This is a genomic window from Haloechinothrix halophila YIM 93223 (genome assembly GCF_000504245.1).
GTDB lineage: Bacteria > Actinomycetota > Actinomycetes > Mycobacteriales > Pseudonocardiaceae > Haloechinothrix_A > Haloechinothrix_A halophila.
The window spans coordinates 1,683,318-1,710,007 of the sequence record NZ_KI632509.1 but is presented as its reverse complement, the minus strand read 5'-3'; the positions used below and the strand labels follow the sequence as shown (position 1 = coordinate 1,710,007).

Below are 26,690 nucleotides of genomic sequence, written 5' to 3'. Positions count from 1 at the left end.
GTTGTCAATGGTCAAAGCGCTCAACGATGGAATGCGTCGCGCGCTCGAATCCGATCGGCGGGTATTACTGATCGGCGAGGACATCGGCAGGCTGGGCGGCGTCTTTCGAACCACCGACGGGCTACAGAAGGACTTCGGCGAGGATCGCGTCGTCGACAGCCCGCTCGGCGAAGCCGGCATCGTCGGCTCCGCGATCGGCCTTGCCATGCGCGGCTACCGGCCGGTCTGTGAGATCCAGTTCGATGGCTTCGTCTATCCCGCGGTAAACCAGATCATCACCCAGCTCGCGAAGATTCGACACCGTTCCGCCGGGGCTGTGTGCCTTCCGGTGGTCATCCGCATTCCCTTTGGGGGCGGCATCGGATCGATCGAGCACCACTCGGAGTCCCCAGAGACGTACTTCGCACACACCGCGGGCTTGAAGGTCGTGACCTGCTCAACGCCACAAGACGCCCATACGATGATCCGCCAAGCTATCGCCTCCGATGACCCGACCATCTTTCTCGAACCGAAACGTCGCTACTGGGCCAAAGGCGACGTGACCGATGCACCAGATCTGGCACTCGACAAGGCCCGCATCGTCCGATCAGGCAACGACATCACCTTCATCGCGTACGGACCCACCGTTGACACCACGCTACAGGCGGCCGAGGCAGCTGAGGCTCAGGGACACAGCGTCGAAGTCATCGACCTACGCAGCCTGTCGCCCGTCGACACGGAGACCGTGGTCGATTCCGTCCGCCGCACCGGTCGAGCACTCGTGATACACGAAGCCTCGCTTTCCCACGGGATGGGAGCGGAGATCACCGCTCGGATCCAGCACGAAGCCTTCTACTTCCTGGAAGCCCCCGTGCTCAGAATCACCGGATACGACACGCCCTATCCGCCGAGCCGGCTTGAACATGACTGGCTGCCCAACGTCGAGCGAATCCTGTCGGCCACCGATCGCAGCTTCCGTTACTAGAGAGGGCCACGCCACCGTGTCCAATCCCCAAGACTTCCGCCTGCCCGACGTCGGTGAAGGACTGACCGAGGCCGATATCTCGCGCTGGTCAGTACAACCCGGGGACATCGTCGAGATAAATCAAACGCTGGTCGAGGTCGAGACGGCCAAGGCCATGGTAGAGCTCCCCTCCCCGTTCGCGGGTACGGTTGTCACCCTGCACGCCGCCGAGGGAGACACCGTCGAAGTCGGCAAGCCGCTGATCACCATCGACTCCGCTCCGGATGCGTCTCCCGGGAGCCAGCAGGAGCTCAATGGCGATGCGGCCCCAGCGGTCGAGGACGACGCCGAGCAAGCCGAGCTCCTTGTCGGATACGGACCCCGGCCAGCGGCACGAACCTCCGAGCTGTCCCTAGCGGGGCCCCCGTCGCGCGATGTGGCGGACGCCGCCGACTCGACGCCGTCCGCTGCTCCCACTACATCGGGCACGACGCGTCCGGCAGCCAAACCGCCTGTCCGCAAGTTGGCCAAGGAACTCGGCGTCGACCTGACGACGATCAGCCCTACAGGTCCACACGGCACAGTGACCCGTGACGATGTCCGTCGAGCGACGACCGCTGCCGAAACGCGGCCCGTCACTGAGCCAGAGCACGCCGCCGAGCGCAGGATCCCGATCAAGGGGATTCGCAAGCACACTGCCGAGGCGATGGTCTCGTCCGCGTTCACCGCACCACACGTGACCGAGTTCGTCATGGTCGACATCACGGCCACCATGCGGTTGCGCACGGCCATCTCCGCTCGCCGAGAATTTCGCGAGGTGCGAGTAACACCTCTAGTGTTCGTTGCGCGTGCGCTCTTGCTCGCGCTACGGAACACACCAGAAGCCAACGCGACGTGGGACGAACAGGCTCGCGAGATCGTCGTGAAGCACTACGTCAACCTGGGTATCGCGACCGCCACCGACCGCGGTCTCATGGTGCCGAACATCAAGAACGCCGAGCGCCTTTCGCTGCGTGACCTGGCCGAGTCGATCACAGGGCTCGCTGCCACCGCACGCGCGGGTTCGAGCACCCTCGAGGACATGTCACACGGTACGATCACCGTCAGTAACATCGGCGTCTTCGGTGTGGACAGCGGAACCCCGATCCTGAACCCGGGCGAGGCCGCGATCCTGGCATGCGGAGCCGTACGGCGCATGCCGTGGGTCGTGTCGGACGGCGAATCGGAGCGGATCGAGCCACGCTGGGTCACGCAGCTCTCGCTGTCATTCGATCACCGAATCATCGATGGACAGCAAGGATCTCAGCTGCTCGCCGACACCGCCGCGCTCCTCGAGGATCCCGGCCTCGCGTTCCTCTGACGCGGCGGTCGGCTCGTTCTAGAGCTCGACAAGACCACTCTCGGTGTCCCTAGGATCTCGAGGTGTAAGCGGAGTAGTTGGGTGGCCGATGGCGATCGCACCCAGCGGCTCCCAGTCGGCGGGAAGGCTGAGTACGTTTCGCACCACGTCCGGGGCGAAGATCGTGGAACCTACCCAGCAGGAGCCCATCCCCTCCGCGGCAAGCGCGACAAGCAGGGCCTGCACGGCGGCTCCACCAGCGACAGTGAACATGGTGTGCTCGCAGCCGGTTCGGCGAGCGTCCGAATAGGTGTGAGCACCGTTCGCGACGAGGAAAGGCAGGACCAGCTCAGGAGCACGGAAGAGCAAGTCACCGCGCGCCAGCCGTTTCTCGATCCGTTCGGGAGACAAACCGTCAGCAGCGAGATCGCTACGCCAAGCCTGCCGCATCGACTCAAGAAGTTCCTTGCGACGCACTGGACTGCGCACCCAGACGAATCGTATCGGTGCGGTGTGGTGCGGCGCGGGCGCCGTCAGCGCGGTACCAATGGCATCCCGGATGATCTCAGCGTCGACCACATCATCGGAAAACTCGCGAATCGATCTGCGGAGCAGCACGGCTTCACGACGACCGCGTTCGACGGCCTCTGCCGTTCCGAGCTGGAACAAGTCTTCGTCGACGGGCCGGATGAGATCGCGAGCACGCGAGCCATCCTCGCTGACGTCCAGGCCACGCACGACGGCCACCGGTACTCCGGTGAGTTTCCCCTTGACGAGGTCGGCGGCGCCGGCGATCTCATCGGCCACAGCGATTTCGGTTACGGCGAGCTCATTGCCGTGCGCATCTCGGGTACCGACATAGGAACACAACACAGACAGACCGCTCGCCCCGATGGCCACGTCAGTCTGCCCTAACCGCCACGGGCGCCCCATGGTGTCTGTGATCACCACGGCGACGTCCACGTCGAGCCGCTCGCGCAGTCGCACTCGCAGCGCGGCCGCGGACGCGTCTGGGTCTACCGGCAGCAGCGCTACCACGCCCGCGCTCACATTGGACGCATCGACTCCCGAAGCGGCCTGGACGATGCCCAGCCGACTTTCGGTGATCGGGGCGCGATCAGTATGGGCGACGGTGCGGCGCGACTCGGCGTCCACCAGCTCAGCCCACGCGGTGGCGCGTTCATCCTGGTCGCTCGGGACCTCGACCAGACGTCCCTCAACTTTGGACACGACTTTGCTGGTGACGACGACGACATCACCTGATCGCAGCCACGGTGCCTGTTCGGCGATCACCGACGCGAGGTCATCACCGGGCTCGAACTCCGGCAGCCCGCGCACCGCCATGACCTCCATGGCCGGCGCGCTGTGAACTCTGGGCGTACTCATCATGCCTCGGTCGAAGTGGCTACGTTGAGCAGGTCAGCACGGCAGCCGCACAAGCGCACTCGTCGTACGGACCCGCTGAGTCGAGGGGACATGTACGTACCTCCGAACCTCGCGATAACGCCCGATTTCACGCCCTGACATACTGACGAGCGAGCATTGCCTCAACTATATGGTTCCCAGCGTCACGAAGGCTTTGTTCACTTCGCCGAATCTTCATGACTGAGCTTGTCAGTCCGCTTTCTCCGCCACGTCAGGAAACCCATGACTGACGCCAAGCGGGTCCGTTTCCGGTGGCCAGGCCACTAGCCACACTCTGATATGGCCTTGTTGCTGCCCTGTCCCGCGAACCACCGGGACAGCGCGGGTCCAGCCAGTGTGCGAGCAACCGCTAAGTGCGCTTCCGTATCGAGGTCAACCCGCAGCCTCGCGTCGCACTGCGAGGAGAGATCCGCCGCTCCCGCCGACCGGTGACGGGACGCGGAGTATCCACCGAATCGGGGCACCAGCTGAGCACCCCGACGCGAAGCCAGCAGGTTGGTTCCCGTGCCCGAGCTGTCCGGTATGAAGCCAGGAGCGGTCTCGGGCACCAGTTGAAGAAACTCCCTCAAGGCCCCGGCACTGATCCAGGGCAGGTCCGCGACCACCATCGCTACCTGCCGCCAACCGGACGCGACCGCCACGTCACGGCCACGTCGCAGGGCGAGGTTCAGAGCGTCAACCTGGCCGACAAGAGTGGTCTCGACGAGACCCCGCAGCGAGTCGTCCCCGTTGTGGCAGCCGAGATCACGCAGTACCTCACTGGGACCCACTACCAGGCACGACCGGATCCCGGGAGTGTCAGTGACCGCGCGGATGGTATCGCTGGCCATTGCGAGGGCCAACTCCCGCCGGTCATCACGCGACAGTCCGCCCATCCGCGACTTCGCGGTCGACCAGCCCTTTACAGGGACAACGACTACCCACTCCTCATAGTCCACCGGCCGCCTCCCGGTCCAGGTGCCATATCGTGCGCTCGATACCGACGGCCCTAGATGCGGGAAAGTCGGTGTTGCCACGGAAGGCATCCGCTACCGCTGCGGTTTTCGCGGCGCCGGTGGTGACAAGCCACACCTCGGCCGAAGAGCGGATCGTGCCTAGAGTGAGGGAGATCCGTTCACTCGGTGGTTTGGGGCTGTCGCGCACGGAAACGGCTGCCAGCAGCGGCTCCTCCGAGGCAGGATGCCCGGGGAACAGGGACGCCACATGACCATCCTCTCCCACCCCGAGCAGGCAGACGTCGAACAGCGGACAGTCCGGCCGCTCCATCCGTCGCAACAGGTCGCTGTAGGCGGCTGCCGCGGTCGCACTGTCGGTACCGTATGGATCGTCTGACGCACCCATGGGATACACCAGGCGAGGATCGACGGGCACATGATCGAGCAAAGCATCGCGTGCCTGCGCCTCGTTGCGATCGGGATGCCCGGCCGGAACGAAGCGCTCGTCGCTCCAGAAGATTCGCACCGCCGACCAATCGACATTCCGGATTCGAGGATTAGCCCGCACGCGTTCGAGTACCGCGATCCCGGTGCGGCCCCCGGTCAATACCACTGACGCGAGCCCGTTGCGGGCTTGCGCGGCCGCCAACTCGTCAACCAGGTTCCTGGCCACCGCATCGCACAGCTCCGCAGCCGTCTCGTGGACCGCGACGTCGGGTGTGGATGCGGCGCCGGCATAGTCGTCGAGCATCCCACTCATCCCGTGTGCACCTCCGAGCCCCAGGCTCGGAGTTCCGGCAGGAGGTGGTCAGCGAAATTGCGCAGGAAGCGTTCCTGGTCGTGACCGGGCCCGTGGAACACCAGATGATTGAACCCCACGTCGACGTACTGCTTGATCTGCGAGAGCGCGTCCTGCGGGTCAGAGGCAACGATCCAGCGTCGCGCCACCTGCTCGATAGGCAGGTCGTCGGCCGCGCGTTCCATCTCAGCCGGGTCCTCGATGCCTGCTTTCTGCTCCGGCGTCAGCGACAGCGGAGCCCAGAACCGCGTGTCTTCCATCGCCTGGGCGTGATCCGGGTCGAACGAGAGTTTGATCTCCAGCATCTTGTCGAGGTCGGCAACCGTTCGGCCGCTTCGTCCAGCGCCCTCCGCCACCGCGGGCAGTAGTTTCTCGGTATACAGTTCCATACCCTTGCCGCTGGTGCAGATGAACCCGTCGGCCTGTTCCCCCACGTAACGCGCCATCACCGGGCCTCCCGCCGCCAGATAGATCGGCACCCCGCCGTCGGGCCGGTCGTAGACGGTCGCGTCCAGCGTCTGGAAGTACTCCCCTTCGAAACTCACCCGCTTCTCGCTCCACAACCGACGCATGAGCTCGATCGCTTCGCGGAGTCGCGCTAACCGCTCTTTGAATCCGGGCCACTCGATTCTGGCGACAGCGACTTCATTCAACGCCTCACCACTACCAACACCGAGCATGATCCGACCCGGATACAAGCACCCGAGCGTCCCGAACGCCTGCGCCAGCACCGCGGGGTTATAACGGAACGTCGCTGTCAGCACACTCGTACCAAGAGCGACTCGAGACGTGCGCTCCCCCACCGCCGCCAGCCACGCCAACGAGAATGGCGCATGACCACCCTTGTCCCGCCATGGCTGGAAATGGTCACTGACCCAGACACTGTCCAACCCGACTTCCTCGGCCAGCACCGCATACTCCACCAGCTCCCGCGGCGCGAACTGCTCCGCCGACGCCTTATAGCCAAGCCGCAAAACCATCACTCATCACCAGAATTCATCGAGATCACAGCCTCACCCTGCCGGTCGCCCTGACGCGGTGGGACTCGTTCGTACATTGTCGTGCGCTGCCGCGCAGGACGTCCTATGCCGGCGGCGATGCCGGCAAGCTCATGTGCGTTCTTGTGCGAACCATGCTCCGATCCGGCCATCCGGGAGATCGTTTCCTCCATCAAGGTTCCGCCAAGATCGTTGGCACCACCGCGAAGCATGGTCTGCGTCCCCTCGACACCAGCTTGACCCAGGAGCACTGGATGTTGGGAACCAAGCCATGCAACAGGATGCGCGCGAGCGCGTGCACGATGCGGTTCTCCCGCATGGTCGGACCGGGCCTCGCGATTCCAGCCAGGTAGAGCGGGGCGTTGTGATGCACGAACGGCAGTGCGACGAACTCGGTGAACCCACCAGTCCGCGCTTGGATGCCGGCGAGCCGTCGCAGGTGACCCACCCAGTGAGCCGGCGTGTCGATATGCCCGTACATCATCGTGGAGCTGGATCGGAGTCCGACCTCGTGCGCCGTGGTAATGACCTCGATCCACAGATCGGCGGGCAGTTTTCCCTTGGTGAGTACCCGGCGCACGTCCTCATCGAGGATCTCCGCCGCCGTACCGGGTATCGAGTCGACACCGGACTCTTTCGCGGCATGCAACCAGTCCCGGATGGACATTCCGGTCCGGCTGGCCCCATTGACCACTTCCATGGGGGAGAACGCGTGAATGTGCAGCGAGGGCACTCGTCTCCTGATCTCCGCGGCGAGGTCAAAGTAGGCGGTACCGGGTAAGTCAGGATGGATACCGCCTTGCATGCAGACCTCGGTCGCGCCCTCGGCCCATGCCTCCTCCGCCCGGTGGCCGACCTCCTCAACCGACAGGGTGAAGGCGTCGGCGTCGTTGCGGCGCTGGGCGAACGCGCAGAACCGGCAACCGGTGTAGCAGACGTTGGTGAAGTTGATGTTCCGGTTGATCACGTAGGTCACGTCGTCGCCAACCACCTGCTTCCGCAGGTCGTCCGCGATCCCGCACAACGCTTCGAGCTGGCTTCCGTCACACGCAGTCAGGGCGATGGCCTCAGCATCAGTGAGTGCTGCCGGGTTTCGCTCTGCCGCCCGCAGCGCGGCGGTGATCTCCGGGTCCGCCCGCTGGAGTGAGCCAGTCGGATACTGGGCCGCGGCGTGCCGCGCCAGCTTCCCCGTCTCCGTCCAGTCACCGTATACCTCGTCGAAGTCGGCCCGCCGGTCCGCAGATCGTCCCGATACATCGATCGCGGTGTGCAGATCCGTCCTGCCTGCCGATTCCCATCCACCATCTGGTTCCTGCCACGGCAGTCCCGTCGGCGTCGAGCCAGTTCTGGCGAGCCCGCTGGCTGGCTCGGCCAGCGCGGTCACGTGTGTCGAGATCCTCGGGTCCAGCCAAGGTTCTTGGCGCAGCACGTACTCGGGGTGCACCGTGAGCCGCTCGCGGAGCGTGTAGCCCGCGTCAGCGGTGCGCCTGGCGAGCTCGTCGCGATGGGGCCACGGTCGTTCAGGGTTCACATGGTCCTGCGTCACCGGTGATACACCACCCCAGTCGTCGACACCCGCCGCCAGCAGCTCGGCGAGCTGATCGGGCTGCGACAGGTTCGGCGGGGCCTGGATGCGGACCTTGGGTCCGAGAACGAGTCGGGCGACAGCGATAGCCGCCAGATACTCCTCGAAATCGGCGTCGGGTGATTTCCGCATCGCGGTGTCCGGCTTGGCACGAAAGTTCTGCACAATGACTTCTTGCACATGGCCGGAATGGCGGGCAATCCGACGCAGCTCGAACAGCGCCTCCGCGCGCTCGTTGATCGTCTCCCCGATACCAACGAGGATGCCTGTGGTGAACGGGATAGCGTGACTGCCCGCGTCGTCGAGTACGCGCAGTCGCACTGTGGGTTCCTTGTCCGGAGATCCGTGGTGACATCCACCCGGCTCTGACCAGAGTCGTGTCGAGGTTGTCTCGAGCATCATGCCCATCGATGCCGAGACGGGCTTGAGCCGCTGCAACTCGCTCCAGGTGAGCACACCGGGGTTCAGGTGCGGCAGCAGGCCAGTTTCCTCCAACACTCGGATACTCATGGCTCGCACGTAATCCACTGTTGAGGCGAAGCCGCGAGACGCGAGCCAGTCCGCGGCCGCGGACCAGCGGTCCTCAGGCCGATCACCGAGTGTGAACAACGCTTCCTTGCAGCCGAGCTCGGCACCACGACGAGCGATCGCGATGACCTCATCCGGTGGCAAGAACGGCTCCTGGCCTTCGGCGGCCAGCCGGTGCGGAACTGTCGCGAACGTGCAGTAGTGGCAACGGTCGCGACAAAGACGAGTAAGCGGGATAAAGACGTTCGGCGAGTACGTCACGACGCCCGCTCTGCCCGCCGCGGACAATCCCGCGTCGCGTGCCCGCCCCGCCGCGGCACACAGACGGGACAAGTCAGCACCCTTGGCCCGCAGCAACACGGTCGCTTCGTCCTGGCTCAACACGGAGCCGTTGTCGGCGCGACGCAGCGCCTGTCGCATCGCTGCCGACGGCACGGCCTTACTGGCGGGTCGCCGACCGTTGTACTCGCTCACCATGCTTACGTCCCTCCGAATCACGACGTCATGCCTAGGCGCAGCTGCAGCTCGGTGACCAGCCGTTCCACTGGATCCTCGAGATCGAGACCGCACATGTCTTGGATGCGGCACAACCGGTAACGAAGTGTGTTGCGATGCACGAACAACAGCTGGGCTGCTCGCGCACGGTCGCACGATGCCTCGAAATAGGCCCGCAATGTAGCGATGTACTCGGTGTTCTGGGTGCGGTCGCTTTCCTTGAGCATCGAGAGCCTGCCGCGCATCAGGTGCGGACGTTGGTGCAGGACTTCCCTGAGCTCGGCCAAAACGGTGTGAGACTGCAGATCGGCCTCGGTGGCGATCTGTGGACCCTGCCCAGCAGCGGTCAGGTCGAGAACCCGATCGAGAGCACGCCGCGATGCCAGCAAGCCAGTGAGGTCGATTTCCTCGCCAATCGCGACAACGATATCGAGATGAAGTTGGTTCGCCACCCGCGTAATGAGGTCGTGCGCGAGTTGCTTGGCGGCGGCCACGGATACGTCTCGGCACGGCGCTACCAGGTAGGTCCTGTCACCGATGGCAATCACGGTCGCGCCGGTGGTCAGCGCGGCTACGCGCAGTCCTACAACGTTGCGTAAGTACACCAGATCAGTTGGTTCGGCGGTTTCTCCCTCGGCCAACGTGCAGGAGACAAGACGGATCGGTCCCGCACTATCCAATCCCGCTGCCGCGGCCATTCCTGCTGGCGCCTCACGTCCGTCGAGCACAGCACGCAGGAATGACTCGCGTACGCGAGCATCGATATCCGTCGTGCACACGCGCTGCCGAAGCAGTACTCCGGCAGCCGCACGCGCGATGCCTTCGAGCTCAGCCTCTTGTTCCGGCCGGAAAGACTCGGCATTCTCTGCGACCCAGACGTATCCGAGGATCTCGACCCCGACCCGGATCGGCGCCACCAGCCGCGGCTTGGAGCTCGGCGGACATACGTGGATCGGGTGGTAGGACTCGCGCAAGCGCTGCATGACGCCCGTCGAACGCAACCACTCGCTCGCTTCCGCGGGTGTCTCACGGTTGAGGATGCTCGACTTGCGCAGGTCATCGAGCTCGTAGCCCGAGCTGGCGAAGGCGAGCACCCGCAAGCCGCGGTCGTCAATCTCGACCGGGCCACCAAGACTCATGGCCGCGGCATCGGCCAGCGCGAAAAGGTCTCCGTGGCTGTCGGGGCCGTCGGCCCCGGCATGCGGCGATGTCGCCGTCCGCATGACACCGTGCAGCCAATCCCATGTCACGCTCCGTGATGCACCCAGTACGGCGATGTTCCAGTGCAGGAACCCATGGCGCCGCCACGTCTGGCCAGAAGGGTTCTTCACGACAACCGCCGCGGCACCGCATCGAGCGGACCGGTCGAGCAGGTCGACAAACGCGGGGGACGTCGGGCAGACACCGACCGCGAGTACGACGTCTCCCGGCCCGACCTCAACCTCACCGTCGGGATCCCAGATCACCGTCCGAGCTACGGGGACACCCACTCCCTGCGGGGCCGAAACCACCTCGAGCGCCTGACTACCCACCGTCGCGACGACCTCGCCAAGCGTGACACCGGGGTCGGGATCATTCCTGGACCGATGCCGCCGCTCGTTCACATCACGCCCAGCGGCATCCCCGTCACTGTGATCGACGAGCACAGCAAGACGCGGACGGTCATGGGTGACCGCAAGGTGTTGCTCCATAGCGACGGTCATGAGAGGACCTCCGAGACCAAGAACTCTGCATGGTTGCGGTCACGCTAGGCAGGCCGCCAATCTCCCGTCATTGGGCAAGGTGCTGACCAGAAAAGTCTGTATTGTGCACCTAGCTACTTCCCGGCGATGCGCATCCTGCGCCTGCGACCACGCTCTTCAGCCGCAGCACTCTGCACTAACCACATCGGTGTCATTGAGCGATCTGACAATGACGCCCACGACCGACGACTCCTAATGTTCAAGGCGAGCGGGCTCCGAGGACGTCCGAGATGCACCCGCCTCGGCTCGGAGCCGTGACGAGAACACACGAGGTGACGTATATGCGCATTGGCATTGATGTCGGTGGAACCAACACAGACGCCGTGCTTCTGGATGGAAATTCCGTTCTCGCCGAAACGAAGACGGCGACAAGCGCCGACGTCACCAGCGGAATCGTCAATGCGATCGACCAGTTGCGGCACGCAAGGCCCTTCGAGCCCGCCGCGATCAAAGCCGTGATGATCGGAACTACCCACTTCATCAACGCGATCGTCGAAGCCGACCGGCTGTCCCCCACGGCGGCCCTGCGGTTAGGCCTGCCCGCGACGGCGTCGTTACCGCCCTTGGTGGGTTGGCCTGATCGGTTGATCAAGGCGATCAATGGCCAGGGCTACCTCTGCCATGGTGGACACGAGTTCGATGGTCGGCTGATATCGCCGTTGGACCGTTCCGAGCTCCTTCGGGTTATCGAGGATATCCACACGCGCGGTATCCGATCCGTCGCCATTTCATCGGTGTTCAGTCCCGTCAATGCGGAGCTGGAACAGGAGGTCGCGTCCCTCGTCCTCGAACAGGTTCCCGGTGTACACGTCAGCATGTCGCACGAAATCGGGCGTATGGGCCTGCTGGAACGAGAGAACGCGACGATTATCAATGCGTGCCTGCGCGAACTGGCTGAGCAGGTCTGCATCGGGCTCGCCGCGACGCTGCGGGAGGCAGGCTTCGCCGCTCCCCTGTACCTGAGCCAGAACGACGGAACACTGATGGACGTCGACTACGCCAGGGAGTACCCGGTCGCGACGTTCGCCTCAGGTCCGACGAACTCCATGCGCGGCGCGGCGTTCTTATCAGGTCTGGAAACCTGCGCGGTCGTTGACGTGGGCGGCACGACAAGCGACGTGGGAATTCTGCAGTCCGGTTTCCCACGGGAGGCGACCGCTGAGGTCAACGTTGGCGGCGTTCGTACGAACTTTCGCATGCCCGATGTACTTTCGGTCGGGATCGGCGGTGGCAGCCGGGTCCGCGTACATAACGACGACGTCACCGTTGGCCCGGACAGCGTCGGCTACCGGCTGCGTGATGAGGCGTACGTTTTCGGTGGTCACACCCTCACGGCGACCGATCTCGCTGTCGCGTCCGGTCAAGCCGAGGTCGGTGACCCCGCGCTCGTCGCGAAGCTCGACCCCACGCAGGTCAGGGCCGGTCTTGACCACATGGCGGCAAAGGTCGCCGAAGTGGTCGATCGAATGCGAACCAGTCCGACGCCGCTTCCCGTAGCGCTCGTCGGCGGTGGAAGCATCCTGCTCCCCGATGAACTCGACGGTGCGGCGAAAGTGCTGCGCCCGGACCACTTCGCGGTGGCGAACGCCATTGGGGCCGCCATCGCGCAGATCGGCGGCGAGGTCGATCGCATCTTCGCGGTCGCACCAGGAAAACGGGACGACGTACTCGACACAGCCAAGCAGGAAGCGGTTGACCGTGCCGTCGCGGCAGGTGCCGAGCCCGCGAGCGTCGAGATCGTCGACGTCGAAGAAGTGCCCATCGCCTACCTGCCCGGCAACGCGACCCGCATCCGTGTGCGCGCCGTCGGCGACCTCACACTCCGCGACCTGTGACTACCCACGCATCACCACTGACACTGACTTGTCCGGGAGGGACACCCCATCATGGCCTTCGATATCACCATCGACGATCTCGGCGACCTCGTACGGGGCGCCGCACTGCTGGGCACCGGCGGTGGTGGTGACCCCGCGATCGGCCACACCTTGGTGGTTGAAGCACTGCGCGACCGCGGCACGATCACGGTGATTGACCCGGACGAGCTCTCCGACGACGATTTCGTCATACCGACTGCCCTGATGGGTGCGCCGAGCGTGCTCGTCGAACGCTTACCGCGTGGCAGTGAACCAGTCGACGCGCTACGAGCGCTCGAGAGTCACACCGGCCACACGGCTACCGCGACGATGCCAATCGAATCCGGCGGGATCAACTCAACGATCCCACTGTTCGTGGCCGCTCAGCTCGGGATTCCAGTCGTCGACGCTGACGGTATGGGGCGAGCCTTTCCGGAACTACAGATGGAGACGTTCGCTGTTTATGGCGTCAACGGCTCACCATTGGCGATCGCTGACGAACATGGGCACACCGCGATTGTCGATACAGCGGCGAACAACAAGAAGATGGAGAACTGGGCGCGGGCGCTCACCATCAAAATGGGCGGCGTCGGGTACATAGCAGAATACGGAATGAGTGGAGCTGCCGTACGGCGTACCGCTATTCCCCGCACGCTCTCGCTCGCACTACGGCTGGGACGAACGATCCGGGAAGCACGCGAACAACACCGCGATCCTGTCGAGGCCCTGTCCGATGTGCTCTCCGAAACGCTGTACCACCACGGCGAGGTGATCTTCACCGGAAAGATCGTCGACGTCGAACGCACTACCGTCGAGGGCTTCACCCGAGGCACTGCCCGGATCGCCGGCTTTGACGATGATGCGGACTGCGCCGTCGATTTTCAGAATGAATACCTGGTCGCGCGGATCGGCAACCGAACGCGCGTGCTCGTTCCTGACCTCATCACCATCCTGCACCTGGAGACCGGCGAACCGATCACCGCGGAGACGCTGCGCTACGGCCAACGGGTTCGGGTATTCGCCATCTCAACGCCGGAGATGATGCGCACCCCTGAGGCGCTGGAGACGTTCGGGCCAGCAGCCTTCGGATTGACCGAGAACTTCGTGCCTTTCGAACAGCTGGCAGAGGCAGTCGTTCGATGAACAGCCCCGGAAAGAGGAGGTAGCGAGTGTCCACCACAGTGGCGAACAACGACGTCCATATCGCGACGTCAATCCAGGAAGCTGCCGCTATGCTCGCCGACCTCGGCGACGAAGGGGACGCGATCGCGGGTGGTACGTGGATCATGCGCGCGCCACTCCGCGACGTCCCCGTACGACGGCAGTACGTCGCACTGAAGCAGATTCCGGAGCTGTCCGGCATCGCTGTCGGCGACTCGGTCGATATCGGTGCCATGGCCACCCATTCCGACCTGGGCACTATCGAAGCGGGCCCCGCGTTCTCGGGAATCCGCGACGCAGCGGCGCGATCGGCATTTCCCCAGGTACGCAACGTCGCCACGGTGGGCGGCAACATCCGCGCGGTGGGATTCGCCGAAGCCGATCTCGTGCCCGCGATGCTGGCGGCGCAGGTGCGGCTAGGACTGACATCTCCGGATGGCACCGCTGAGGAAGGCATCGGCGACTACCTCGCGACACGCGATGCGCGCCCCGCTGGGGAGATCATCAGCCGCGTCCGGGTGCCAACCCCGGAGGGGAGGGCCTCGGCATTCGAACGACTGACGGTTCGTGCGACCGGAGAGTATCCCATCGTCAACGTCGCCGTCTCGGTCGACATCGATAACGACGTCGTACGCGATGCGCGCGTCGCGGTCGGAAGCGTCGAGCCAGTAGCGAAGCTGTGCATGTCCGCGGCCAACGCGCTCATTGGCCATCGGATCGGCGATGCCGCGGCGACCGAGGCCGCTGGTGCCGAGGCAGCAGGTGAGCTCACCGCACGCGACGGTCTCGACGCTCCAGCCTGGTATCGCCTCGCCGTACTCCCCACCCTCATCCGGCGTGCGATCGCGCGCATCGACTCCGGCTCAGACTAGGAGGGCCCATGTCTTATTCCTTTACCGTGAACGAGCAGTCAGTCGAGATCGAGTCGGCGGGACTCACATCACTGCTGTCGGTGTTGCGTGATGAGCTGGGGTTGTTGGGCGCCAAGCTTGGTTGTGGCGAAGGGCGCTGCGGAGCGTGCACCGTCCTCGTGGACGGTGCACCGGCGGCCGCCTGCCTGTATCCCGTGGCCAACGCGGACGGTTCCGATGTGCTCACCGTAGAAGGGTTGCCCCAGGGAAGCGAACAGCTCACCCCGGTGCAGGACGCCTTGCTCGCCCATGGCGGTGTGCAATGCGGCGCCTGCATTCCCGGTGTGGTGATGACGCTGACGGCGCTGCTGGAACAGCATGCCCACCCGAAGGACAGCGACGTGCGGTCGGCACTCACGGGCAACATCTGCCGCTGCACCGGCTACCAGAAGATTGTGGACGCGGCACTGGCGGCCGCCGAGACGAACGGAGATCCGCGATGACCGTTGTCGGAACGAATGTGCGGCGTGCCGATGGCGCGGACAAAGTGCGGGGCACCGCGATCTACGGCATGGACTACACCGAGCCGGGCCACCTCACAGCGAAAGTGCTCAGGTCAACGGTACCCGCGGCACGCATCGTCGAACTGGACACGTCGAAAGCCGAGTCGATGCCCGGCGTACGGGCCATCGCGACCGCGGCCGACGCCCCCGGGCTCTCCGGGATGTTCTTCGTGCTCAAGGACCAATCGCTGTTCGCGCGCGATGTGATCCGTTACGTCGGCGAACCACTGGCCGCGATCGCCGCCGACACGGCAGAGCAGGCCGATGCGGCATTGGCTGCGATCGACGTGGTGCTGGATCCCCTCGAACCCGTGCTCGACGTGGAACTGTCGTTGGCCGAGGGCACCCGGCTGATTCACCCGGAATGGGAATCCTACGAAACGGCGGTTCCCGGCCCCCGCGATGGAAACCTGGCGTGGGAGGCCCGCATCGATCGGGGAGATGCCGATGCCGCGTTCGCCGACGCCCACCTGATCGTCGAGGATGAGTTCCGGACACAGCGGCAACATCAGACGTCCATTGAACCGCACGCCGCGGTCGCGCGCTACGAACACGGCCGGTACGTGGTGCACACACCGACCCAGTTCCCGTTCAACGTGCGCGGCCGTGTCGCCGAGCTACTCGGCGCCCGCACATCGGACGTGCGGGTGATCGTGCCGACCATCGGCGGCGGCTTCGGCGGCAAGCTCGACATGATGCTCGAGCCGTTCGCCTGCATCCTGGCGCGCAAGACCGGAAAACCGGTGCGGATCGTCAACACGCGAAGCGAGGAACAAGCGACCTGCGGGCCGAGGGAGAACGCGATCGTGCGCCTCCGCACGGCGGTGGCGGCTGACGGCACCATCCTCGCTCAGGAAGGGCGCATCATCGCGGACAACGGGGCGAACAGCAGCGGCGAGACCATCGCCTGCTCGAACGTCGCCTCACTCGTCCTTGGCGGTACGTACCGCATCCCGAACGCACGGTACGTCAGCCAAGTCGCGTACACCAACACACCACCGACCGCGGCGTTCCGAGGGGTCAACGCACCGTACTGCGTATACGCGCAGGAGATGCATTTCGACCACATCGCCCGCGAGCTAGACATCGACCGCAGGGAATTGCGGATGCGCAATCTCATCCGCGCCGGCGATGAGATGGTGAACGGACAGGTACTCGAGGATGCCTTCCTCGAGGAGGCCATGACCACGGTCGAGCGCATGCGGCCCTGGGCGCGACCGAAGTCCGAGAAGGGCACACTCCGCGGCATCGCGGTCGTTCCGCTGACCTGGATCACCAACCCAGGCCCATCAGGGGCGAGTGTCAAGATGGAGGAAGACGGCACTGCCACGATCACCTGCGCCGCCGCCGAGATCGGTACCGGCGCGGTGGCCACCGGAATCCGGCAAATCGTCGCTGACCAGCTGGGTCTACGGTTCGACGACGTGCAGGTCAGTACGGCCGACACCGACACGGGCGGATACGACCACGGCGCACAAGGCAGCCGCACCACATTCGGTATGGGCAACGCCGCCCAGGATGCGGCGCTCAAGGTGCGTGATCAGATCCTCGACGTCGCGGCAGGCATGCTCGAGGCATCCACCACCGATCTGGAACTCGTCGACGGGTCCGTTCGGGTCCTGGGAGCACCGGACAAACAGCTGCCGCTACCCGCGGTAGTGGCAACCGCGATGTTCAGCCAAGGCCCGATCGTCGCATCGGGCGCATTCGCCGCACCGCCGATCCCGTTCGACTCTGGCTGCATGGCAGGGGCATTGTTCACCTCCTTCACCGCGGCGACCTACCACGCACACCTGGCCGAAGTCGAGGTCGACCCGGATACCGGGAAAGTCACCGTGTCACGCTATGTCGTCGCACAGGACGTCGGACGCGCCATCAACCCGCAGATGATCGAGGGGCAGATCCAGGGTGGTGTGGTACAGGGCGTTGGCTACACGCTGTTCGAGAATCTGCGGATCGGGGAGAACGGGGACGTGCTCGACACTGGCCTAGAGACCTACCGCCTGCCGACCGCGAACGACGCGCCGCCGATCGACATCGCTGTTCTCGAGAATCCCTGCCCCTACGGACCACTTGGCGCTAAGGGCGCCGCGGAACCGTCGATCGTTCCGGTCGCCGCGGTGATCGCGTGCGCGGTCGCCGACGCCATCGATGCGCCGCTCAAGGAGCTGCCGCTGACTCCCTTCGCGGTGTTGCGCGCGCTCAACGACAAGCGAGCTGGGTAGTGCGCGTCAGTCTCCGCGCTCTTCCCCGCCTCGCAACACCCGGCACGCCAACTGGAGCACCAACCGCTCGTCTGAGCGGGACAAGCTCATTGACAGCAACTGCTCGATGCGGCCTATCCGGTGCATCACGGTGTTGCGGTGTATCCGTAACGCGGCAGCGGTAGCCGACGTCGACGATTCCAGCTCGAGGTACGTCCGCAACGTTTCCACGAGCTGGTCGTCGCCGGCGTCGAGCAGCGGCGCGAGAAGCGTGCGAGCGTACGACCGGAACGCCTCCGCGTGGTACCAGTCCGCCAGCACCCGCCGCACGCCGAGTTCGTCCACGTGCTCCACTCGACCGCCCTTGCTGGCTGCGTCAGCGAACAGACATGCCTCGCGCGCCTCCCGTAAGGTCGTGGATATGCCGCGAGGCCCGGTGTAGGGCCTACCGACACCAGCGACAACGTCAAGGTCATCGGACACGGCATCGACAGCCTTACGTATCGTCGCCGTGGTATCCCGATACGTAGCACTCCGCGGCTCACGGTTCTCCGTGGTCCAACAGGACCAGCCGTCGGTCCGCTCCACAACGGGCCCGGAGAAGCCGTTGTCGTCCAACGCGCGACGCACCCGTGCCGTATGTCGCACTACCGACGCCGGATCGCTCAGTACGCGAATATGAACTCCGGTATGCCAGCCGTCGAGCCGCCAACCTGCCCGTACCGCGCGCTCCGCGAGATGCCGAGGAATCGCTCCGCCCGTGTCGATCAATTCTGACAGCAGGGTGCTCCGATCGCGCGCATCGCGCTCGCTCGCCAGCCGCTGCCGTGCGGCCCAGTTGGCTCCCGCCATGGCCGCGGCGGACAACGCCTGCAAGGTGCCTTCCGCCCAGTACTGGTGGGATGACGGTATCCGAGCAATGAGCCAGAGCTCTGGACGGCGCACGTCCTCTACGAATACTGGGGCGCACACCAGGTGCCCGTCGACGACGTCGATCGCTTGCGGAACCGGACGTTCGAACAGCGCCGTGGGGAGCTCATCAGGACGCTCTCCCGCGACCACCGCACCATCCGAACTCAGCAGCGCTGACGATGCACCGAGTTCCGTATTGATCATGGTGATCAATTCATCCGGTTTCGTGACCGGGGTCCGCAGCCTGCGTAGCACACGAGGCAGCATCACCGCGGAGAACCGTTCGGGGTCGTGCACGTGACGCGACACCCGCCAGGCGATATGTACCGGGTCAGCGTCCGGTAGAGCGAGCAGCGGCATGCCGAGGCGCTCGGCGAGCCTGCGAGTCGACAACATCAACCGGCTCGCCCCAGTCAACATCACCGCTACCGCGCCACCGGTGTCGGCCTTACGCAACAGCAGCTCAGCCTCGTATCCCGACGAGCGCCGGTAGGCGGCCACGACAAGGGCACCACGGCCAATGGTCGTTCTGCCGCCGACCTGAGCGACGACAACGTCTCGCACCTCGCGGTCAAGGCGGTCCTTGCTACCGCTGATCTCATACCCGGCCAGCTCCTCCAGCCGAAGCAGCTCAGCCAAGGTGACAGGCCGGTCCACAACTTCGGTCACGGTTCACCTCGCGGAATCGAATACGGTACGTCGTAGCCAAACGCGCGCGGACCCACCAGACCGAGCCCCGCCGGCGTGCGCCATGCCGCGGCGCACGGCAGCACCAGAACGTCAACTTCGAGACCGTACCGAACGTCTTCGCTGGTCACCGGCAGACAACGATCGGCCTCAAGCAGGCAGATGATGTCCGGTACACAGGCTCGTACCTCGCCGTTCTCGAGCACGAGCAGGTTCTCGTTCTGGAACTCGACCCGCAGCATGCGATCGGCATCGTCGAGATGTTGCAGGATCGCGCTACCGCCGCCGAATCGACCTCTCGGCCCTCTTTCTACGTCGACGACCCGGCCGCGGAACAGCGCGCGACCCCCGTGGCTACTGAGAACGGCACCGTAGTCTTGCTGGCTGAGCACTTCCCCGACTCGCAATGCGCGGTGAATCGTGCGCGGAATCGCGTACCGAGCGAGATCATCGCCTCGCTGCGGCGCCATTACCACCACGGCCCAGCCACCCATGGTCACGACGGCCGATCGCGCCAACTGCTCCGCCAGCAGACCGTCCACACCATCCAGCACCGCGAGTGCTCCCTTATCGTCCGCGGCGACCATGGGAGAGACAGCCAGCCCATTCAACGTGAACACTGTCTGATCCAGCTGCGGGAGGGCCCTGCCCATGCCGTCAGCGTCCACGAGCGGCAGTCCGAGGGTGGCCGCCGCGGCAACGGCAAGCAACGCGTTGACACCGGCTGCCTCGAATCCGAGCACCGCGTGCAACCGAACGCCGGAATACCGCTCGAGCGCTGCGACCGCGCGTCCGACCTCCGCCCCGGACAGCGGCTTCTCCTCGAAGACCGTTACCGAACCGACCAGCCCGAGTGGCGCCGCATAGGCGTCAGCACCGAGCTCAGCGGCATCGATCACCGTCAATGGCCCAGCCAACCGCAGCGCACGCTCGGCGACCAGCGCAGCCGCGCGGGTCGACCCGCCCCCGCCGCCGCCCAGGAGCGCGGCACCGAGCGCGAGCGTCCGCACATCCTCCGCTCGCAGCTGCCACATGGTCGGACTCTACGGCATCGGCGCGGAGGGTGAGCGGTTCTGACGATACGGTTCGATCAACCCGGCCAGCAGGTGAGCGAGTTCCTGCAAGTCGGCGAGGTTGTGACCGCTGGCGAACACATCGACGTGCGGTAGTGCGGCACGCATGCCGCGAGCCAACGGCTCGTAACCCGCGCTGGCGCTGAGCGGGTTGAGCCAGATGACCCGGTGGGTGAGCCGGGACAGCCGCGCCATCTGTGTGCTGAGCACGTCAGGGTCCCCGGTGTCGAGACCGTCCGAGCAGACGACCACGACGGCCCCGCGAGCGAGGCCGGAGTGCCCGCAGCTGTCCAGGAACTGCTTGATCGAGTCACCGATCCGCGTCCCACCGTCCCAATCGAGCACCACGTCCGCGGCTCGGGCGAGCACGTCCTCCGGTGTCGCCCGCGACAACATCGCCGTCAGGCGGGTGAGGCGAGTCCCGAAGCAAAAGACATCCACCGGAGCACGGGAACGGGCGCCCGCGTGCGCGAACATCAGCAACGCGCGGGCGTAGTCGACCATCGAGTGCGATACGTCCAGAATGAAGATCAACCGGCGTGCACGCAAGCGACGCACACGAGCGGGACGTTCCAGTGGCTCGCCTGCCGACCGCAGAGCGCGGTGGACGGTACGACGTAAGTCCGGCTTACCCCGCCGAGCCGGGCGCCAGCGCCGGGACCTGCGCGGCGGAGGACTGACGTTAAGCTCGGCAAGCAACGCCGCCAGCTGGCGAAGCTCGTCGGACGACAGCGCGGCGAAATCCTTGCGCCGCAGCAACTCGGTCGCGCTGGCCACACCATCGGCGTCGTCGAGTTCGTCACCCTCGTCATCGCGCAGGTCGGCCAGACGCGTCTGATCGGACGCCCGTACCACAGTCTGGGTCCGCCGCATCGGCGTTCCCGCGAAGTACTCCGCGAACACCCGGTCGTAGATCGGTAGGTCCTGCGGCCGCGACACGAGTGTCACCTTGCCGGACCAGTACAGCTCATCTGGCCCTGCGAGCACGGCCGCCGCGCAGAAATCGACCATCGTGGCTGGGCTCACCGCCACCCCGGCCTGTCGCAGCCGGTCACCGAAACCGGCCAGGTCAGCGTATCCGTCAGTCATGGAACGTCTCGGCCAACGCGGCCGTAGCTCGTTCAGTGTCCTCGCGGTTCTTGACCACCGATCCGATCGTGGACTCGGCGACATCGGCATCAATCTCGTGCGCACCGACGAGAGCCACCGCAGCCGTCCAATCGATCGCCTCCGCCACACCCGGCTGCTTGATCAGGTCAAGATCACGCAGCCGGGACACCGCGGTCGCCACCGAGATCGCCAGCCGCTCCGAGGCGTCGGGAACGCGTAACCGGATGATCTCCACCTCCCGTTCCAGCGTGGGGAAGTCGATCCAGTGGTACAGGCACCGCCGCTTGAGTGCATCGTGTAGCTCACGAGTGCGATTGGAGGTGATGATCACGACTGGCGGCGACTCCGCACTGATCGTGCCCACCTCAGGGATGGTGACAGCGTACTCGGAGAGTATTTCCAGCAGGAATGCTTCGAACTCATCGTCCGCGCGGTCCAGTTCATCGATGAGCAGCACCGCGCGCGATCCAGACTTGATAGCTCGCAGCAAGGGACGCTCGAGCAGAAACTCTGGACCGTAAAGCTCGCCTACGCTGCGACGCGGATCCTGGTGCAGCTCGTGAGATGCCCTCGCATACAACAGCTGCCGCGAATAGTCCCACTCGTAGATGGCCTGCGCCGCGTCGATGCCTTCGTAACATTGCAGCCGGACAAGCTCACTGCCGAGCAGTTGTGCCAGTGTCTTGGCTACCTCGGTCTTGCCAACGCCGGCTTCACCCTCAAGGAGCAGTGGCCGTCGCATACCGAGCGCGAGGAACAGTGCGGTCGCCAGCCCGTGGTCGGACAGGTAGTCCTGTTCACGGAGCGCCTTCTCGAGATGGGCGATCGTCGGGAACGCCGGATGCGGCTCGACTGGTGTCGTCACGTCGTCGAGCGTAGGTGCTGCGCGGCGTCTTGGACCGAGTCAACGATGAACTGGTAGCCCGTACAGCGACACAGATTACCTGAAATTCCTTCACGAATTTCGTCCGCTGTCGGATCCGGGTTGTCCTCAAGCAGCTCGGACGCGGCGGCCAGCATCCCAGGGGTACAGAAGCCGCATTGCAAGCCGTGGTGTTTCCAAAAGGCTTCCTGCAGTGGGTGCAGATTTCCGTCACTCGCGAGTCCCTCAACCGTGGTGACTTCCGTACCCTCTGCCTGCACGGCGAGCATGCAGCAGGAGCGCGCGGTGCTCCCGTCGACGCTGATGGTGCATGCTCCGCATACGCCGTGCTCGCAGCCGAGATGGACGCCGGTGAATCCGAGGTCCTGGCGCAGGAAGTCGGCGAGCGTCTTCCTGGGCTCGCAGTCAGCGCTAAACGTGCGACCGTTCACCTTAAGAGTGACGGTTACTTTGCCAGTCATCTACACACCACCATTCGCTCGGTTGGTTGCCTGTTTGATCGCCCGGCGGCTGAGCACGGCAGCCATCTCTCGCCGGTACTCGGCGGGACCATGGATGTCGCTGGGCGGGTCTGTCGCGTCGGCGACCGCATTGGCCGCGGCCGTGATCACGTCAGTGGTGACCGCATTGCCTCTCAAGATGGCCTCGGCCGCTGTGGCACGCACCGGCGCCGGTCCCGCACCGGCCACCGCGATCCGGGCCTCCCGGCACGTGCCGTCCAGTTCAAGGGTCACCGCGGCGAACACCGCGACAAGCGCGAAGTCACCGCTCCGGCGGGCGAGCTCCTCAACCGCGCACCCAGTTCCCTTCGCGAGGACTGGGACCCGCAGCTCGGTGATGACCTCTTCGGGATCGAGCGCGGTCATGAGGTAACCGTGGAAGAAGTCCGCCGCTGCGATCACTCGTTGACCTCGTGGTCCCTGGACCACGAGCTGGGCGTCCAACGCGACGCACGTGGCAGGCAGTTCCGCCGCGGGATCAGCGTGCGCGATGCTGCCACCGATGGTGCCGCGGTTGCGGATCGTCACATGACCGACATACCGCAACGCGTCGGCGAGCAGCGGGACATGGCGGTGCACCAGCTCCGACGTCTCCACAACGCGGTGCTTGGTCAGCGCTCCGATCTCGAGATGACCATTCGCCCTGCGCACGTACGACAGGTCGTCGATCCGACTGATATCGATAATCGTGGTCGGCCGCGCGAGCCGCATATTGAGCAATGGCACGAGGCTCTGGCCACCCGCGAGAATCTTCGCGTCCTCATCATCGGCGAGTGTCCGTACAACTTCGTCGACCGAGGTCGCTCGAACGTACTCGAAAGTCGCGGCCTTCATCCGTTGTCCTTCCCGGCCCGCATCGCGGCCAGCAGTCGTGGAGGTGTGATCGGAAGCGATGTGATGGAGACGCCGTAGTCAGAAAGCGCATCCTCGACCGAATGTGCGATGGCCGCGCCGCCGCCGATGGTGCCGCCCTCCCCCATGCCTTTGAAACCGCCGGGAATGTGGTCCGCGACCGTGGCCATGTGCTCGAGCCGGAACGGCGGGATCTCGGTCGCCGTCGGGATCAAGTAGTCCATGAACGTGGTCGTCTGGATCTGCCCGTCATCGCCGTAAACAAGCTCTTCGTAGAGCGCGCCGCCGATCGCCTGGGCCGCGCCGCCGTGGAGCTGGCCGTCCACGATGAGCGGGTTGATCACGGTTCCGCAGTCGTGCGCGATGAGGTAGTCCAGCAGCCGAACCTCGCCGGTTTCGGTGTCCACCTCGGTCAGTACCGCGGTGCACCCATAGGAGAACGCGACGTTGGCTGGATCGAACACCTCCCGTTCCTCCAGCGTGGGCGACTCGGTCTCAGGAAGCAGCCCGTTCATGCGTCGATACGAGGCGTCGCCGATTTCGGCCATACTGATCGACTTGTCCGGCGCTCCGGTCACCGAGACCCGGCCGTCCTGGACAACAAGATCCTCTGGCGAAGCCTCCAAGATCTGCCCAGCGATACGGAGCACCTTTTCTTTCAGGCGCGTCGCGGCCGTGAGCACCGCACCACCGCCGACCGCGGCGGCACGACTGGCGCCGGTGCCGTAACCCGTGTACGGACACGTGTCGGTGTCGCCGACGACAACCGTGACGTCGTCCAGTGCCACACCAAGAGATTGGGCCGCGACCTGCGCGAGCGCGGTCTGCACACCCTGCCCCATGGCACTCTGTCCGGTATAGACGGTGACGTGGCCGGTGGAGTCGATGCGCACGACTTCCTCATCAAAGCCAGCGTGTTGCAATCCAGCCATGTTGAGGATGCGGCTAGGGCCGAACGCCGTGATCTCGACATGGAACGAGTAGCCGATCCCGACCGCGGTGCCGTCAGCGCGAGCCTTGTCGCGACGTTCAAGCCAGCCCGCTTGCTCGACTGACTTCTCACAGAGGTCGAGGCAGTCGGCATAACGACCGCTGTCATAGAAGAACACCGGGCTGGCGTACGGGAACGCGTCGGGAGGTACGAAGTTCTTCCTGCGGATCTCCTGTGCGTCCATGCCGATGCGCCGAGACAGCAACTCGACCATCCGTTCATGAACGAAGTTCGACTTCGGTTGGCCCCAACCGCGGTAGGAACCGTACGGAGAGCGGTTGGTCATGACACCAACGACGGAGAGCTCCGCGTTGGGGATGTCGTAGGGCCCGGTCATCAGGGCCGCCGTCGTCCAGCATGGCCCGATGCCGACCGTGCCGAGCTGCCCACCCAGCACCGCGTACACAGTGGCCCTCAGTCCGGTGATCGCACCGTCGGACGTCGCGGCGAGCTCGACATCGATCTTCTGCTCACGTGAGTGCGCGTTCGCGACGAAGCTCTCCATCCTGTCCTCGATGAGCTTCACCGACCGTCCCGTACTCCGCGACAGTATGGCGGCGACGATCTCCTCACCATAGAAGTCGAACTTGTTGCCGAAGCCCCCACCTACATCGGGCGTGCGAACTCGGATTTTGTCGACCGAGATGCCGAGGACCTCACCCAGCAGGTCCCGCGCGAGGTTGGGCGATTGAGTAGACAGCCAGATGTCGAGGTGGCTGGTGTACGGATCCCAGGTCGCCACGACGCCTCGCGTCTCAAGTGGCGCGCCGGTCTGCCTGGCGAACCGGAAAGATTCGGTGACTACCACGTCAGCATCAGCGAACGCGGCGGCGACATCACCCTTGGGGATTGTTGTACTGCCGCTCACGTTGCTTGGCCAGTCCTCGTACAGCTTCGGGGCGTCCTCCGCGAGGGCGTCCTCCAGCGAAGCGACAGCGGGAAGTTCCTCGTACTCGACGTCGATCAGCTCAAGCGCGTCCTCGGCCGTCGCGCGGTCCTTGGCCGCGACCGCGGCGACCCCTTGACCGACGTAACGAACCTTATCGACAGCGAGCGGGTAGCCGTCGGGTATCAATTGGTCGGGAATCATGCGCCAGATCACCGGTTGCGGCGAGCTCACCGCCTCTTTTACCTCGGCACCGGTCATCACCGCGTACACGCCAGGATGTTCCAGCGCTTCGCTCACATCGATACTGACGATCCGCGCGTGAGGCACGGGACTACGGAGGACGGCAGCCTCCAGCATGCCGGACAGCTGAACGTCATCGACGAACTGCGTGCGACCGGTCAGCAGCCTGAGATCTTCCTTCCGGCGCACCCGGGCCCCGATCAACCCTTCGTGGGCGTTCTGCTCGACCACGGTGTCCTCCCACGTCTTCTTATCCCGGCCGGCCCCGGGTCTGGCCAGCGCGACGAACGAAAAATCGCGCCTTTCCATACCCTCCCGCCGATCCGCCGAGTACGCATTGTGCAGCGCGAAAAATCTGCGGGGTCGCTTCTGTGCGAAAAGGCAGTTGGCCAACACCGGCAACGCGCCAAGAATGGAGCCAAATAGCCACCAAGGAGTCTTATATGGAGCTGACGAACTCGTTCACCGTGCCGCTGAGCGCGTCCGAGGCCTGGAAGATCCTGCTCGATATCGAGCAGGTCGCACAGTGTCTGCCTGGAGCGACACTCGACACCGTGGACCACGACAGCTTCACCGGTCGTGTCCGCGTGAAGCTCGGTCCCGTTCAGGTCACCTACAGCGGCACGGCGAGGTTCGTTGAGCGTGACGACACCGCTTACCGGGCGGTGATCAAAGCTACCGGCAAGGAGACCAAGGGGACCGGTACGGCGTCCGCGACGATCACAACGTCACTGGAACCGGAGGGTGACCAGACGAGGGTCAACGTCGTCACCGAACTCACGGTCACCGGGAAACCGGCCCAGTTCGGCCGTGGTGTCATGCAGGACGTCAGTAACCGTCTCCTCGGCCAGTTCGCCGACTGCCTGGCACATCAGCTTGGCGCTACCCATCCGGCCGCCGTCAACGAGCCACAGCACGGGGCACGCAACGCCGCGGGCGAGACCGATGCTCCCAGCGGACGGTCCGCTGATCTGCGAATGGTGGATGCGAATCACGACGACAGCACGTCCACCAACGACGCGATCAACATCATCGGGGTCGCGGGCTGGCCCATTATCAAACGTGTCGCGATTCCTCTTGTGATACTGGCGGCGATCGTTGCCGTTGTCGTGATTGCGATCTAGTACGACAG

At 64.9% G+C, this 26,690-nt stretch carries 20 protein-coding genes and 1 pseudogene; 8 read left to right on the top strand and 13 right to left on the bottom strand.

Annotated elements, in window-relative coordinates; genetic code table 11:
- The first annotated feature begins 7 nt into the window (after positions 1-7).
- Both AMYHA_RS07885 and AMYHA_RS07880 read left to right on the top strand, forming a co-directional pair.
- Positions 8-964 carry an alpha-ketoacid dehydrogenase subunit beta gene (locus AMYHA_RS07885; RefSeq protein WP_407919879.1) on the top strand — a complete coding sequence of 319 codons (957 nt, stop codon included), beginning with the start codon at positions 8-10 and terminating at the stop codon, positions 962-964.
- A gap of 16 nt (positions 965-980) precedes the next feature.
- Complete coding sequence (locus AMYHA_RS07880) at positions 981-2,303, top strand: dihydrolipoamide acetyltransferase family protein (RefSeq protein WP_034269518.1); 1,323 nt, start codon at positions 981-983, stop codon at positions 2,301-2,303.
- 18 nt (positions 2,304-2,321) lie between these two features.
- Here the strand turns inward: AMYHA_RS07880 and AMYHA_RS07875 are convergent, their stop codons facing one another.
- The 6 genes and pseudogenes from AMYHA_RS07875 to AMYHA_RS07850 form a co-directional block, all read right to left on the bottom strand.
- Positions 2,322-3,668: a coenzyme F420-0:L-glutamate ligase gene (locus AMYHA_RS07875; RefSeq protein ID WP_034269515.1), complete on the bottom strand. Its 1,347-nt coding sequence runs from the start codon at positions 3,666-3,668 to the stop codon at positions 2,322-2,324.
- Positions 3,669-3,970: 302 nt separating this feature from the next.
- Complete coding sequence (gene cofC, locus AMYHA_RS07870) at positions 3,971-4,645, bottom strand: 2-phospho-L-lactate guanylyltransferase (RefSeq protein WP_051399654.1); 675 nt, start codon at positions 4,643-4,645, stop codon at positions 3,971-3,973.
- Positions 4,635-5,393: a 6-phosphogluconolactonase gene (gene pgl, locus AMYHA_RS07865; RefSeq protein ID WP_034269512.1), complete on the bottom strand. Its 759-nt coding sequence runs from the start codon at positions 5,391-5,393 to the stop codon at positions 4,635-4,637. Before pgl ends, cofC begins: the two co-directional genes overlap by 11 nt.
- Before the next feature lie 5 nt (positions 5,394-5,398).
- A complete protein-coding gene (fgd, locus tag AMYHA_RS07860; RefSeq protein ID WP_034269509.1) occupies positions 5,399-6,421 on the bottom strand; it encodes a glucose-6-phosphate dehydrogenase (coenzyme-F420) in 1,023 nt (340 codons plus the stop codon).
- Positions 6,421-8,972: pseudogene (locus tag AMYHA_RS07855) on the bottom strand (bifunctional FO biosynthesis protein CofGH). The gene fgd and the pseudogene AMYHA_RS07855 overlap by 1 nt, the downstream one beginning before the upstream one ends.
- Before the next feature lie 74 nt (positions 8,973-9,046).
- Entirely contained in the window at positions 9,047-10,750 is a 1,704-nt protein-coding gene (locus AMYHA_RS07850; RefSeq protein ID WP_084036933.1) for a PucR family transcriptional regulator, read from the bottom strand.
- A gap of 320 nt (positions 10,751-11,070) precedes the next feature.
- On the opposite strand from AMYHA_RS07850, the gene AMYHA_RS07840 reads away from it, so the two are divergent.
- Genes AMYHA_RS07840 through AMYHA_RS07820 form a run of 5 tightly spaced genes read left to right on the top strand, consistent with a single transcriptional unit; the run spans position 11,071 to position 17,442 of the window.
- Positions 11,071-12,624, top strand: coding sequence for a hydantoinase/oxoprolinase family protein (locus AMYHA_RS07840; RefSeq protein ID WP_034269500.1), 1,554 nt, complete (start codon positions 11,071-11,073; stop codon positions 12,622-12,624).
- A gap of 51 nt (positions 12,625-12,675) precedes the next feature.
- Complete coding sequence (locus AMYHA_RS07835) at positions 12,676-13,785, top strand: DUF917 domain-containing protein (protein WP_034269497.1); 1,110 nt, start codon at positions 12,676-12,678, stop codon at positions 13,783-13,785.
- A gap of 26 nt (positions 13,786-13,811) precedes the next feature.
- A complete protein-coding gene (locus AMYHA_RS07830; RefSeq protein WP_051399653.1) occupies positions 13,812-14,675 on the top strand; it encodes an FAD binding domain-containing protein in 864 nt (287 codons plus the stop codon).
- Between the two features lie 8 nt (positions 14,676-14,683).
- Positions 14,684-15,157, top strand: a complete 474-nt coding sequence (locus AMYHA_RS07825) for a (2Fe-2S)-binding protein (RefSeq protein WP_034269494.1) — start codon at positions 14,684-14,686, stop codon at positions 15,155-15,157.
- Complete coding sequence (locus AMYHA_RS07820) at positions 15,154-17,442, top strand: xanthine dehydrogenase family protein molybdopterin-binding subunit (RefSeq protein ID WP_034269491.1); 2,289 nt, start codon at positions 15,154-15,156, stop codon at positions 17,440-17,442. Before AMYHA_RS07825 ends, AMYHA_RS07820 begins: the two co-directional genes overlap by 4 nt.
- A gap of 6 nt (positions 17,443-17,448) precedes the next feature.
- Here AMYHA_RS07820 and AMYHA_RS25600 read toward each other — a convergent pair whose 3' ends face one another.
- The 7 genes from AMYHA_RS25600 to AMYHA_RS07785 are packed head-to-tail and all read right to left on the bottom strand — an operon-like array spanning position 17,449 to position 25,789.
- On the bottom strand, positions 17,449-19,002 hold the full coding sequence (locus AMYHA_RS25600; RefSeq protein WP_051399652.1) for a PucR family transcriptional regulator: 1,554 nt from the start codon (positions 19,000-19,002) through the stop codon (positions 17,449-17,451).
- A complete protein-coding gene (locus AMYHA_RS07810; RefSeq protein ID WP_034269488.1) occupies positions 18,999-20,054 on the bottom strand; it encodes a DUF917 domain-containing protein in 1,056 nt (351 codons plus the stop codon). The genes AMYHA_RS25600 and AMYHA_RS07810 overlap by 4 nt, the downstream gene beginning before the upstream one ends.
- Positions 20,055-20,063: 9 nt before the next feature.
- Positions 20,064-21,182 (bottom strand): vWA domain-containing protein, encoded by a 1,119-nt coding sequence (locus AMYHA_RS07805; RefSeq protein ID WP_051399651.1) that lies wholly within the window; start codon positions 21,180-21,182, stop codon positions 20,064-20,066.
- A complete protein-coding gene (locus AMYHA_RS07800) occupies positions 21,175-22,068 on the bottom strand; it encodes an AAA family ATPase (protein ID WP_407919878.1) in 894 nt (297 codons plus the stop codon). The genes AMYHA_RS07805 and AMYHA_RS07800 overlap by 8 nt, the downstream gene beginning before the upstream one ends.
- The gene (locus AMYHA_RS07795; RefSeq protein WP_034269485.1) at positions 22,065-22,547 is read right to left on the bottom strand and encodes a (2Fe-2S)-binding protein; all 483 of its coding nucleotides are present in this window, start codon (positions 22,545-22,547) and stop codon (positions 22,065-22,067) included. The genes AMYHA_RS07800 and AMYHA_RS07795 overlap by 4 nt, the downstream gene beginning before the upstream one ends.
- Positions 22,548-23,420, bottom strand: coding sequence for an FAD binding domain-containing protein (locus AMYHA_RS07790; protein ID WP_034269482.1), 873 nt, complete (start codon positions 23,418-23,420; stop codon positions 22,548-22,550). It abuts the gene before it with no gap.
- Positions 23,417-25,789 (bottom strand): xanthine dehydrogenase family protein molybdopterin-binding subunit, encoded by a 2,373-nt coding sequence (locus tag AMYHA_RS07785; protein ID WP_034276307.1) that lies wholly within the window; start codon positions 25,787-25,789, stop codon positions 23,417-23,419. Before AMYHA_RS07785 ends, AMYHA_RS07790 begins: the two co-directional genes overlap by 4 nt.
- Positions 25,790-26,001: 212 nt before the next feature.
- On the opposite strand from AMYHA_RS07785, the gene AMYHA_RS07780 reads away from it, so the two are divergent.
- Complete coding sequence (locus tag AMYHA_RS07780) at positions 26,002-26,682, top strand: SRPBCC family protein (protein WP_034269480.1); 681 nt, start codon at positions 26,002-26,004, stop codon at positions 26,680-26,682.
- Positions 26,683-26,690 lie beyond the last annotated feature (8 nt).